Annotated in this window: 10 protein-coding genes; 6 read left to right on the plus strand and 4 right to left on the minus strand. The window is 57.2% G+C overall.

Translation table 11 applies throughout. The features are described from left to right. The 4 genes from dnaA to K529_RS00020 all read left to right on the plus strand — a co-directional run bounded on the left by dnaA (position 1) and on the right by K529_RS00020 (position 4,598). The gene (gene dnaA, locus K529_RS00005) at positions 1-1,413 is read left to right on the plus strand and encodes a chromosomal replication initiator protein DnaA (RefSeq protein ID WP_005608831.1); all 1,413 of its coding nucleotides are present in this window, start codon (positions 1-3) and stop codon (positions 1,411-1,413) included. A 282-nt stretch (positions 1,414-1,695) separates the two neighbouring features. Further along, positions 1,696-2,817 (plus strand): DNA polymerase III subunit beta, encoded by a 1,122-nt coding sequence (gene dnaN, locus K529_RS00010; RefSeq protein WP_005608833.1) that lies wholly within the window; start codon positions 1,696-1,698, stop codon positions 2,815-2,817. A gap of 66 nt (positions 2,818-2,883) precedes the next feature. After that, positions 2,884-3,981, plus strand: a complete 1,098-nt coding sequence (recF, locus tag K529_RS00015) for a DNA replication/repair protein RecF (RefSeq protein ID WP_005608835.1) — start codon at positions 2,884-2,886, stop codon at positions 3,979-3,981. Continuing rightward, entirely contained in the window at positions 3,978-4,598 is a 621-nt protein-coding gene (locus K529_RS00020; protein ID WP_005608836.1) for a LysE family translocator, read from the plus strand. Before recF ends, K529_RS00020 begins: the two co-directional genes overlap by 4 nt. Here K529_RS00020 and K529_RS00025 read toward each other — a convergent pair. Next, complete coding sequence (locus K529_RS00025) at positions 4,591-5,178, minus strand: TetR/AcrR family transcriptional regulator (RefSeq protein ID WP_040641295.1); 588 nt, start codon at positions 5,176-5,178, stop codon at positions 4,591-4,593. The two genes, K529_RS00020 and K529_RS00025, sit on opposite strands and share 8 nt — an antisense overlap. A gap of 114 nt (positions 5,179-5,292) precedes the next feature. Between K529_RS00025 and K529_RS00030 the strand changes: the two genes are divergently transcribed. Together K529_RS00030 and gyrB are read left to right on the plus strand one after the other, a co-directional pair. Next, the gene (locus K529_RS00030; RefSeq protein WP_005608841.1) at positions 5,293-5,886 is read left to right on the plus strand and encodes an NAD(P)H-dependent oxidoreductase; all 594 of its coding nucleotides are present in this window, start codon (positions 5,293-5,295) and stop codon (positions 5,884-5,886) included. Positions 5,887-5,971: 85 nt separating this feature from the next. Further along, positions 5,972-8,389 carry a DNA topoisomerase (ATP-hydrolyzing) subunit B gene (gyrB, locus tag K529_RS00035; RefSeq protein WP_005608842.1) on the plus strand — a complete coding sequence of 806 codons (2,418 nt, stop codon included), beginning with the start codon at positions 5,972-5,974 and terminating at the stop codon, positions 8,387-8,389. Here the strand turns inward: gyrB and radC are convergent. From radC to dnaK, 3 genes are all read right to left on the minus strand, one after another. Then, complete coding sequence (radC, locus tag K529_RS00040; RefSeq protein WP_005608845.1) at positions 8,386-9,162, minus strand: RadC family protein; 777 nt, start codon at positions 9,160-9,162, stop codon at positions 8,386-8,388. The genes gyrB and radC overlap by 4 nt on opposite strands. A gap of 138 nt (positions 9,163-9,300) precedes the next feature. Continuing rightward, on the minus strand, positions 9,301-10,458 hold the full coding sequence (dnaJ, locus tag K529_RS00045) for a molecular chaperone DnaJ (RefSeq protein ID WP_005608847.1): 1,158 nt from the start codon (positions 10,456-10,458) through the stop codon (positions 9,301-9,303). Between the two features lie 76 nt (positions 10,459-10,534). Next, on the minus strand, positions 10,535-12,460 hold the full coding sequence (gene dnaK, locus K529_RS00050; RefSeq protein ID WP_005608849.1) for a molecular chaperone DnaK: 1,926 nt from the start codon (positions 12,458-12,460) through the stop codon (positions 10,535-10,537). Positions 12,461-12,586: the final 126 nt, after the last annotated feature.

The raw sequence follows: 12,586 nt of genomic DNA on the forward strand, positions 1-12,586 counted from the left end.
ATGACAGACGACACATGGGGTCTACTAAGAAAACGTTTGCTAAAGACGGTCGGGCAGAACAACTTTACAACATGGATTGAGCCGCTTGAGCTGGATCAGGTCGACGGAGGCGTGGCAACATTCCACGTGCCTACCAATTTTATGGGCAACTACGTCAGCCAGAACTTTGCAGATCTGATTCTGCATGAGTTCAACAAATCGGGGGAACCTGTGCAGCGACTGGCCTTCAAGGTTGCCGCAAACTCTCCAACCCGTCCGGTTCAGCCGACGGTGTCCGAAGCTATCGAAGAGCCTACTCCTGCTCCGACAACCATTGTGGATCAGGGGACCACTCAGGAAGGAAGCGCCTCCGTGAAATCGCCGCTGGAAGAACTGCAGGCGGCGCCTTTGGATCCGCGTTTCACCTTCGACAGCTTTGTTGTCGGCAAACCCAACGAACTGGCGCATGCTGCCGCGCGCCGCGTCGGTGAGGGTGGTCCTGTGACCTTTAACCCGCTGGTGCTTTATGGCGGCGTGGGCCTTGGTAAAACGCACCTGATGCACGCCATCGCGTGGGAGCTGAAAGAGCGCAATCCGGACCTGAACGTTCTGTATCTGTCAGCAGAACAGTTCATGTATCGCTTTGTGCAGGCCCTGCGTGAGCGCAAGATGATGGACTTTAAACACCTCTTCCGCTCGGTGGACGTGTTGATGGTGGATGACGTTCAGTTCATCGCTGGCAAAGATTCCACGCAGGAAGAGTTCTTCCATACTTTCAATGCGCTGGTGGACCAGAACAAGCAGATCATCATTTCCGCAGATCGCGCACCCGGCGAGATCAAGGATCTTGAGGATCGTGTGAAATCGCGCCTGCAATGTGGTCTCGTGGTGGATTTGCACCCGACCGATTATGAGCTGCGTCTGGGAATTCTACAGACCAAGGTGCAACAGAACCGCAAGAACTACCCGGATCTGAAAATCGCAGATGGTGTGTTGGAACTGCTCGCGCATCGCATCTCGACCAATGTGCGGGTTCTCGAAGGGGCGCTGACCCGTCTGTTCGCCTTTGCCTCCCTCGTCGGTCGTGAGATCGACATGGACCTGACCCAGGATTGTCTGGCGGATGTGTTGCGTGCTTCCGAGCGAAAAATCACCGTCGAGGAAATCCAGCGTAAAGTTTCAGAATACTACAATATCCGCATGTCCGACATCATCGGTCCCAAGCGTCTGCGGTCTTATGCACGGCCCCGTCAGGTGGCAATGTATCTGTGCAAACAGTTGACCAGCCGCTCGCTGCCAGAGATCGGCCGTCGCTTTGGTGGTCGTGATCACACCACAGTAATGCATGGTGTGCGCCGCATCGAAGAGCTCAAGACCATCGACGGGCAGATCGCCGAAGACGTCGAAATGCTGCGTCGTTCGCTCGAGGCGTAACGACAAACATAGATCGGCAGGCTGCGCCTCAACCCCGCCTGCCAAGAGATCACGGCCCCGGATGCCCACCGGGGCCGTTTTGTTATTGCAAGCGGTAAACCTGATGCATCTTTGACTGTTTTGTGACTTTGTGGGCAGGCATGTCGCTCTGCTCTTGACGCCCTTCTCATTCCCTTGGAGAAATCAATAAAAAACCTTGTGTTGAGGGGCAGGAAGGTTAATCTGCCGTTCCGCTCGAACCACATGTTTCCAAAGACTGCCAGCCGAAGAGGATAGAGGGAAATGAAGATCAGCATTGAACGCGCAACGCTTCTGAAGGCTGTGGCCCAAGCGCAGTCGGTGGTTGAGCGCCGCAACACCATTCCGATCCTCGCAAATGTCCTCATCGAGGCCGAGGGCAGTGATGTGATGTTCCGCGCCACCGACCTTGATATTGAGGTGGTCGACAAAGCGCCCGCTCAGGTGGAGCGCGCTGGTGCCACTACAGTTGCCGCCACCACCTTGCATGAGATTGTCCGCAAACTCCCCGATGGGGCGCTGGTGACGCTGAATGCGGATGCTGCCACCGGTCGCCTGACCGTCGAGGCCGGCCGGTCGAACTTCTCGCTGGCAACCCTGCCGCGCGAGGATTTTCCGGTGATGGCCACATCGGAGTATCACTCCAACTTCACCGCCAATGCTGCGGTGCTGCGACGTCTGTTTGATAAATCGAAGTTTGCCATCTCCACTGAGGAGACCCGCTACTATTTGAACGGTGTCTATATGCATGTGGCCACCGGCGAAAGCGGTGGTAAGGCCCTGCGTTGTGTGGCGACCGATGGACACCGTCTGGCGCGCATTGATGCGGACCTGCCGATGGGGGCCGAGGATATGCCCGGCGTCATCGTTCCACGCAAAACCGTGGGCGAGCTGCGCAAGCTTCTGGATGATGATGAGATGGACATCGCTGTGTCTGTGTCGGAAACCAAGGTGCGGTTTGCGACGCCGAACATTACCCTGACGTCGAAGGTCATCGACGGTACATTCCCTGACTACACTCGCGTTATTCCGGTCGGCAACACCCGCCGTCTCGAGGTCGATGCGAGCGAGTTTGCAAAGGCAGTGGACCGGGTCGCAACCGTGTCTTCGGAACGCTCTCGCGCCGTGAAGCTGCAACTGGATGAGGATCGTTTGGTCCTGTCGGTGAACGCGCCAGACAGCGGTGCCGCAGAAGAAGAGCTTGCTGTAGCTTATAGCGACGAGCGGTTGGAGATTGGTTTTAACGCCAAATACCTCCTTGAGATCGCCAATCAGGTGGATCGTGAAAACGCCGTGTTTATGTTCAACTCCTCTGGCGATCCGACATTGATGCGCGAAGGCAGCGACGAGAGCGCGGTCTATGTGGTCATGCCGATGCGCGTCTGACGCATCGTTGGAACGGGCCTGAGGGCCCGGCCTCCGGCGGAGGTATTTTGGAAAAGTTGAAGGCCCGTGCTGGCACTGACCTCCCTGTTCATGTCTCATTTCCGCTCGCATCTGCGGGCGGATTTGCATTTGGATGCGCGCCCCGTCGCCATCCATGGCAACAATGGCGCGGGCAAGACCAATATACTTGAGGCAGTGTCTCTGTTTTCGCCTGGACGTGGGATCAGGCGGGCGTCCGCTGCGGATATGGCGCGCCGACCGGAGGCTCTGGGCTGGAAGCTGAAGGGACTGTTGCAAACCACCGGTCCGACCTTTGAGGTTGAGACCTCATCAGAAGGTGGCAATGCCCGACAGGTGAAGATCGACAACAAAGCGGCCAGTCAGGTTGCCTTGGGGCGCATTGCGCGAGTGGTCTGGCTCATTCCGGCGATGGATCGGTTGTGGATCGAAGGGGCAGAGGGGCGGCGGCGGTTTCTGGACCGTATCGCGCTCAGCTTTGACCCGGATCATGCCGAGGCGACTCTGGCCTATGAAAAAGCGATGCGAGAACGCAACCGCCTGCTGAAGGACAATGTGCGCGATGCTGCATGGTATCGGGTGCTGGAAGGGCAGATGGCCGAAGCCGGATTTCGCATTCATCAGACCCGTGTGGATGCGGTGACGCGGCTGACTGCCGCGCAAATGGAAGCGGAAACCGCTTTTCCGGTGGCGGAGCTACAGCTCATTCAGGCTGAAGGTGAGATGCCCGAAAGTGCTGATGATCTCCGCGTTGCACTGGATGCGGGGCGTGCGCGGGATCTGGCCGTTGGACGGACCTTGGTAGGGCCGCATCGCAGTGACCTTATGGGGGCGTATGCTGCCAAGGGACTACCTGCCAGGGATTGCTCCACTGGTGAGCAGAAGGCGCTGTTGGTGTCGCTAATCCTTGCCAACGCGCGTGCCCTACAAGCCGAAGAAGGGTCCGCGCCAATCCTGTTGTTGGATGAGGTCGCGGCGCATCTTGACGGGAATCGGCGGGCGGCGCTCTATGATGAAATTTGCGCTTTGGGGACACAGGCATGGATGACAGGAACCGGCCCTGAGTTGTTTCAGGAGCTCGGGGATCGCGCCCAGCATTTGGAAGTCGTTGACCAGAATGGTCTGAGTGAAGTGGTTCAAGAATGACATTAACGGCTTGGGATCTGGCGATCTATGCAGGCGCGGTATTCGTCCTGTTTCTGACGCCGGGTCCGGTTTGGCTCGCGCTTGTTGCACGCTCCATGTCAGGCGGATTTCACGCGGGCTGGCCGTTGGCGCTGGGCGTCGCAGTCGGAGACATGTTCTGGCCGCTCATCGCGGTGATCGGGGTCAGCTCCCTCTCGGCAGCATCCGAGCAGATTGCGCTGGTTTTGAAAGGTGTTGCCGTTCTTATGTTTCTGGTGATGGGGATCAGCACCATTCGCAGTGCTGGAACACCTATTTCGGGCAACAATCGTTTGACCAAACCGGGCAGATGGGCGGGGTTTTTAGCGGGCGTCATCGTGATCCTTGGCAATCCAAAGGCTGCGCTTTTCTACATGGGAATCTTGCCGGGCTTTTTTGACTTATCAGCGGTAACGCCAAGCGACATGGCCGCGATAATCGGTGTGTCTATGGTCGTTCCAATGCTTGGCAATGTGATTTTGGCTGGATTTGTGAGCAAGGTTCGAGTGCTCTTGTCCTCGCCCACAGCATTAAAACGGATGAACCTTGGCGCAGGCTATCTGCTGATTGCAGTGGCCTGTATCATTCCCTTCACGTGAGTAGCCACTGTTCCAGATAAGGAACAAGTGCCTCTGCCGGAGGCGGCAAATCGCCATGCTCCATGCAGAACCCCGTGGCCAGCACATGGTTTAAAAAGGCCTGTATCCCTTCGGCCAAAAATTCCGGATTGGCATCGCCGCGCAATGTGCCAGCGGCCTGCATCTGAGAGATCCACCCCGTGAACATCGAAATCTGACGCAGGAAGCCTTGGGTAACGACCTCGTCTACCTCCGCGCCGGTGGTGCCGGAATAGCGCAGCAGCAGGTCAAAAATCATCCGGTCTTGGGAGATGAAATCCAACAACGGCGAGAGCCGTTGTGCGATCTCGGCAGGCGTGTTCGGGGCGGGAGTGGCGTCCATGTCCTCTATGTGGCGCATCACCTGGGCCCCCAGAATCACCGCAAGTAATCCGTCTTTGTCGCCGAAATGGGAAAAGAACGTTCCCTTAGCGACGCCTGCACGGGCTACAACATCCTCAACCCGCAAGGCAGATACGCCATTGGCATCGATGAGATCCTCGGCAACCGACAAGAGCTTTGCCCTTGTTTCCAATCGGCGTTTTTGTGGCGCACGGGTCATGAGCATTTATCTCCTGCACAAAAATAATGACCTCGGTCAATATTATAATTGACCATGGTCATTTGTTCAGTCTTTAAGTTGACCGAAGTCACATTTTGCTATGCGGAGCCTCTCATGTCCACGCGAAAGATTATCATTCTGAATGGCCATCCCGGTCAGACGTCACTCAATAAATCCCTTGCGGATCAATATCTGCAGGCGGCTGAAAAAGCCGGTCATGAGGTGCGCTATCACGACCTGTCGCAAATGCAGTTTGATATGGATTTTGGTCAAGGAGGCTATCAAAATACAAAACCACTGGAGGTCGATCTGCAGAACTTTGTCTCGGATTTGCAGTGGGCCGAACATCTGGTCCTCACCATGCCGCTGTGGTGGGGCGCGTTCCCGGCAAAGCTCAAAGGGTTGTTTGATCGCGCGCTTTTGCCGGGACAGGCTTTTGATACCCGGAACACCTCTGCTTTGGGTTTGCCTGCTCCCATGCTGTCAGGAAAAACCGCGCGTGTTCTGATGACGTCAGATACACCGGCGTGGTTTCTGCGGCTCTCTTACGGCAACGCGATCAAGAAAATCCTGTCGCGGCAAATCCTCGGTTTTGTCGGGATTAAACCCGTGCGTTACACCAGTTTCGCCCCAGCTTCAGAACCCAAACCGGGGCAGGTGGAAAACTGGCAGAAAACAGTGGCGGAACTAGGTCGAGCCGCTGCGTGATTCTGCCAAGAAAAAAGGGGGGTTGCGCGTGACATCCCCCCCCGGAACGCGTATAAAATCCGAAAGCAAGAATAGGATGACGTGAATGTCCGAAAACGAGCAAGCTCCGACAGAATATGGCGCAGATTCCATCAAAGTTCTCAAGGGGTTGGAGGCCGTGCGTAAACGGCCCGGCATGTACATCGGCGACACCGACGACGGCTCCGGTCTGCACCACATGGTCTATGAGGTCGTGGACAACGGTATCGACGAGGCGCTGGCGGGACATGCGGACCGTGTAACGGTCACAATCCACGCGGATTCCAGCGTTTCAGTAAGCGATAACGGACGCGGTATCCCGGTCGACATTCACGCTGAGGAAGGCGTCTCTGCGGCCGAGGTCATCATGACCCAGCTCCACGCGGGCGGGAAATTTGACAGCAATTCCTACAAGGTTTCAGGCGGTCTGCACGGGGTGGGCGTTTCGGTTGTGAACGCGCTCTCTGATTGGCTGGAACTACGTATCTGGCGCAATGGCAAAGAACACGTGGCCCGTTTTGAACGCGGTGACACGGTGAAGCATTTGACCGTGGTGGGCGACTGCGGTGATCGCACGGGAACCGAAGTGCGCTTCCTTGCCTCGACCGACACGTTCTCCAACCTCGAATACTCCTTCGAGACGCTGGAAAAGCGTTTGCGGGAACTGGCTTTCCTGAACTCCGGCGTGCGCATTGTTGTGTCGGACGAACGCCCTGCGGAGAGGCTTGAGAACGAGCTGTTCTATGAGGGCGGCGTCAATGAGTTCGTCAAATATCTTGACCGCTCAAAGACGCCCGTGATGGATGCGCCGATCTACATTAAAGGCGAAAAAGACGACATCGGCGTCGAGATCGCTATGTGGTGGAATGACAGCTACCATGAGACGGTGCTGCCTTTTACCAACAACATTCCCCAGCGCGACGGAGGTACCCATGTGGCGGGCTTCCGCGGTGCGCTGACCCGCACCATCAACAACTATGCACAATCCTCTGGGATTGCCAAAAAGGAAAAGGTCTCCTTCACTGGCGATGATGCGCGCGAAGGTCTGACCTGTGTGCTGTCGGTAAAAGTGCCGGACCCGAAATTTTCCTCTCAGACCAAGGATAAGCTTGTCTCTTCCGAGGTGCGCCCGGTGGTTGAGAGCCTAATGGGTGAAAAACTCGCCGAGTGGTTTGAAGAAAATCCCCAAGTGGCCAAGCAGGTCGTCGGCAAAATCATCGAGGCCGCACTGGCCCGAGAAGCGGCGCGCAAGGCCCGCGAACTCACCCGCCGCAAAACCGCGATGGACGTGAATTTCCTTGCAGGCAAGCTCAAGGATTGTTCCGAGAAAGACCCCTCAAAGACCGAAGTCTTCCTCGTCGAGGGTGACTCTGCGGGCGGCTCTGCGCAAACCGGACGCGATCGTCAGACACAGGCCATCCTGCCCCTGAAAGGTAAGATCCTGAATGTGGAGCGCGCCCGCTTTGACCGGATGCTTGGCAGCCAAGAGATTGGCAACCTTGTGATGGCGCTTGGCACCGGCATTGGACGCGATGAATTCAACATCGAGAAGCTGCGCTACCACAAGATCGTCATCATGACCGACGCGGACGTCGATGGTGCGCACATCCGGACACTCCTCCTCACCTTCTTCTACCGCCAGATGCCGGAGCTGATTGAAGGGGGCTATCTCTATATCGCGCAGCCGCCGCTTTACAAAGTGAGCCGTGGCAAGTCCGAAGTCTACCTGAAGGATCAGGCCGCGATGGAGGAATACCTTATCAATCAAGGGGTTGATGGAGCCATCCTGCGCCTCGGAGATGGATCTGAGATCGCTGGTCAAGACCTGACCCGCGTGGTGGATGAGGCGCGCCGTCTAAATCGTCTTCTGGATGCGTTCCCGACCCATTATCCGCGTCACATCCTTGAGCAGGCCGCGATTGCAGGTGCGTTTGTACCTGGTGCTGTGGACAGCGATCTGCAGGGCGTGGCCGATAAAGTTGCAACCCGCCTTGACCTGATTGCGCTGGAATATGAGCGCGGCTGGCAAGGGCGCATCACACAGGATCACGGCATCCGTCTGGCACGTATCTTGCGCGGTGTGGAAGAAGTCCGCACGCTGGATGGGCCGATGCTGCGCTCTGGTGAAGCGCGCAAGACAGGCAGCTTCACCAAATCCTTGCAAGAGATCTATGGTGCACCGGCCGTGCTGCACCGCAAGGATCGCCAGCAAGCCATCTACGGACCGCTTGATCTGCTGAAAGCCATTCTGGAAGAAGGTGAAAAGGGCCTGACGTTGCAGCGTTACAAAGGCCTGGGCGAGATGAACCCGGATCAGCTGTGGGAAACCACATTGGACCCGGATGCCCGGACCCTGTTGCAAGTGCGCGTGGACGATATGATCGAAGCAGATGATCTCTTCACCAAACTGATGGGTGACGTGGTCGAGCCGCGCCGTGAGTTCATTCAGAAAAACGCACTGAGCGTGGAAAATCTGGACTTCTAAAGCAGCCCCTCGGAGCGAAAGGACAACTCGTCCGAGGCCCCAATGATCAAGTGGTCATGTAAGGTGATGCCAAGCGCGTCCAGTGCGGCCTCTACCTTGCGGGTCATAGCAATATCTGCCTGCGAGGGCGTGGGGTCGCCCGAAGGGTGATTGTGCACTAAAATCAGGGCGCTGGAATTGAGTTCCAGCGCCCGTTTTGCAACCTCGCGCGGATATACCGGCACATGATCGACCGTGCCGCGTCCTTGTTCTTCATCTGCGATCAGGACGTTTTTACGATCCAGATAGAGCACTCGGAACTGCTCGGTCTCGCGATGGGCCATAGCAGTGTGGCAATAATCCAAAAGCGCGTCCCAGCTTGCTATCACTTGCCGCTGCATCACTTTTGCGCGTGCCATGCGCTGCGCGGTAGCCTCGAGGATCTTTAGATCGCAGATCACCGCCTGACCGATGCCCTGCACCTCTGATAACCGTTCTGGCGAAGCGGATAGCACGCGATTAAAGTCGCCAAACTGTGTCAGCAACTGATGCGCCAAGGGTTTAACATCTCTGCGTGGGATGGAGCGAAACAGGATCAACTCAAGGAGTTCATAGTCAGGCAATGCTGCCGCCCCCCCGCTCATGAAGCGAGCGCGCAGGCGGGCGCGATGATCCTTGATGTATGATGGCAGACGACCCTGTTGCACAGGAAGGGCAGGGGCTTCATCACTATCCCCAACCCGCTCCCCAAAGAGGGGCAGCATCTGTTCCTCAAAGCGGCCCGATTTTCCCATATCGCCATCGTGTGGCCATTTTGGTTATCGAGGCGTTAATATGCGGGGCGCGGATCGTGAGGCTAGCAAAAAGAAAAACGCCCCGAAGGGCGTTTTGCAGGTTAAGACGGGCCCGAAGGCCCGTCGGTTGGGCCGAGATCAGCCCTTCATGCCGTCCCAGAAGCTTTTGACCGAGGAGAAGAAGCTGCGGGTTTCAGGGTTGGTGTTTTCCTCTGAAATCTCGTCAAACTCCTTCAGGATCTCCTTCTGGCGAGGGGTCAAGTTGACCGGGGTTTCCACCGCAAGCTCGATGAACATGTCACCGGTTCCCCCGCCCCGGAGTGCGGGCATGCCTTTGCCTCGCAAACGCATCTGGCGTCCAGACTGGCTGCCTTCTGGGATCTGTACGCGGCCTCGGCCCCCGTCGATGGTGGGAACCTCTATGGCACCGCCCAGCGCTGCTTTGGCCATGGAAACCGGCACGCGGCAGTGGAGATTGTTGCCTTCACGCTCAAACAACTCGTGGCGCGCGACCTCAATAAAGATATAAAGATCGCCCGGAGGGCCACCGCGCAGGCCTGCCTCACCTTCACCGGCAAGGCGGATGCGTGTGCCGGTTTCCACACCTGCCGGGATGTTCACGGAAAGCGAGCGGTCCTTTTCTACCCGGCCATGACCGTGGCAGGTCTTACAGGGGTTTTTGATCATCTGACCGAGGCCGGAGCATGTCGGACAGGTGCGTTCAACCGTGAAAAAGCCCTGCTGCGCGCGCACTTTACCCATGCCCGAACAGGTCGGGCATGTCGTCGGTTCTGCGCCGCCCTCAGCACCGGTGCCGTCACAGGACGTACAGCTGACGGAAGTGGGCACGTTGATGGTCTTGTGCAGCCCGGCAAACGCCTCTTCCAGGGAGAGGCGCAGGTTGTAGCGCAGATCCGCACCGCGGGTTGCCCGTTGCCGTGCGCTGCCGCGGCCACCGCCACCACCCATGAAGTCTCCAAAGAGATCATCGAAGACATCGGAGAAGGCAGAGGAGAAGTCCCCTCCGGGATGCCCACCTGCGCGACCGCCGCCACCACCACCCATGCCGTTTTCAAATGCGGCATGACCATAGCGATCATAGGCAGCCTTGCGCTCTGGATCTTTTAGAACGTCATAGGCTTCATTGGCTTCTTTGAACTGCGCTTCTGCATCTGGATTGTCCGCGTTGCGGTCCGGGTGCAGTTCCTTGGCTTTCTTGCGAAAGCCTTTCTTGATTTCGTCGGCGCTTGCCCCCTTAGAGACACCGAGCACCTCGTAATAGTCACGTTTTGACATCGGAATATCCCTTCTGCCTCAACGAAAGAGGGCCGGTCCGGGGTCGGACCGGCCCATCTTTGGCCAAGGTGCAGCCTTAGCGCTTGTTGTCGTCCAGATCCTCGAACTCGGCATCGACGATGTCGTCGTCGGACCCTGCAGAGGAACCTTCGTCAGCGGCGGTCGGCTCGTCAGAGTCGCCGTCTTCGGCCTGAGCCTTGTAGATCGCTTCGCCAAGACGCATAGCCGCCTCGGTGACGTTCTGGATGCCGGATTTGATTTTCTCGGCATTGGCTTTGTCGCCTTCGAGGTCGTCCTTGAGCGCGGCAATGGCCAGTTCGATCGCCTCAATCGTGGAGGGGTCAACCTTGTCGCCGTGATCTTCGATCGATTTCTCGGTCGAGTGGATCAGGCTTTCGGCCTGGTTGCGTGCTTCAATGAGCTCACGACGTTCCTTGTCCGCCTCGGCATTGTCCTCGGCGTCCTTGACCATCTTTTCGATGTCCTCGTCAGAGAGACCGCCGGATGCCTGAATGGTGATGTTCTGCTCTTTGCCAGTGCCTTTGTCCTTGGCAGAGACAGAGACGATACCATTGGCGTCGATGTCGAAGGTCACCTCGATCTGTGGCATGCCACGCGGTGCGGGCGGGATGTCTTCGAGATTGAACTGACCGAGCATCTTATTGTCGGCCGCCATCTCGCGCTCACCCTGGAACACGCGAATGGTCACAGCATTCTGGTTGTCTTCGGCAGTGGAGAAGACCTGCGACTTTTTCGTCGGGATGGTGGTGTTGCGGTCGATCAGACGGGTGAAGACACCGCCGAGGGTCTCGATGCCCAGGGACAGCGGGGTCACGTCGAGAAGAACAACGTCCTTCACGTCGCCTTGCAGAACACCGGCCTGAATGGCGGCACCCATAGCAACCACTTCGTCAGGGTTCACACCCTTGTGCGGTTCCTTACCGAAGAATTTGGTCACCTCTTCGATGACTTTCGGCATGCGGGTCATACCGCCGACCAGAACCACCTCGTCGATGTCGGACGCGGACAGACCGGCATCCTTCAGCGCGGCGGCGCAAGGCTTCATGGAGTTCTTGATCAGGTCGCCAACGAGGGTCTCCAGCTTCGCGCGGGTCAGCTTCATCACCATGTGAAGCGGCTGGCCGGTCGAAGAATTCATCGAGATGAACGGCTGGTTGATCTCGGTCTGACTGGAGGAGGACAGCTCGATCTTGGCTTTTTCGGCCGCCTCTTTCAGACGCTGCAGCGCCATCTTGTCTTTGGTCAGATCAACGCCGTGTTCTTTTTTGAACTCATCCGCGAGGTAGTTCACGATGCGCATGTCGAAGTCTTCACCACCGAGGAACGTGTCACCGTTGGTGGATTTCACTTCAAACAGGCCGTCGTCGATCTCGAGGATGGTAACGTCAAAGGTACCGCCACCAAGGTCATAGACTGCGATGGTCTGAGTCTCGGCTTTGTCGAGGCCATAGGCAAGCGCAGCCGCGGTCGGCTCGTTGATGATGCGCAGCACTTCGAGGCCAGCAATTTTGCCGGCGTCTTTGGTGGCCTGACGCTGGGCGTCGTTGAAATACGCTGGAACGGTGATGACCGCTTGCGTTACTTCTTCACCAAGATAGCTCTCGGCGGTTTCTTTCATCTTACCGAGGATGAAAGCGGAAATCTGGGAGGGGGAGTATTTCTCGGATTTGGCTTCTACCCAAGCGTCGCCATTACCGCCGTCGATCACGTTGAACGGCAGGTTCTTTTTGTCTTTGGCGAGGTCGCTGTCGTCGAACCGGCGACCGATGAGGCGCTTCACACCAAAAATAGTGTTGTCCGGGTTGGTCACGGCCTGACGTTTTGCAGGTTGGCCAACAAGGCGCTCTTCATCGGTGAAGGCGACGATGGAGGGGGTGGTGCGTGCACCTTCTGCGTTCTCAATCACGCGGGGTTGAGAGCCATCCATGATGGCAACGCAGGAGTTGGTGGTACCGAGGTCAATCCCGATCACTTTGCTCATTGTGTTCGATCCCTTTTACTTCACAAGGCGATTACCCGAAGCCGAAACCCGTTTTGGCATTCCGGCCCCGATTCAGTTGCGATAGGGTCTGCACCCGACCGCTTCCCGGCGTATATAGGGAGCGAA

Origin of the sequence: Tritonibacter mobilis F1926 (genome assembly GCF_000376545.2) — a bacterium.
GTDB lineage: Bacteria > Pseudomonadota > Alphaproteobacteria > Rhodobacterales > Rhodobacteraceae > Epibacterium > Epibacterium mobile.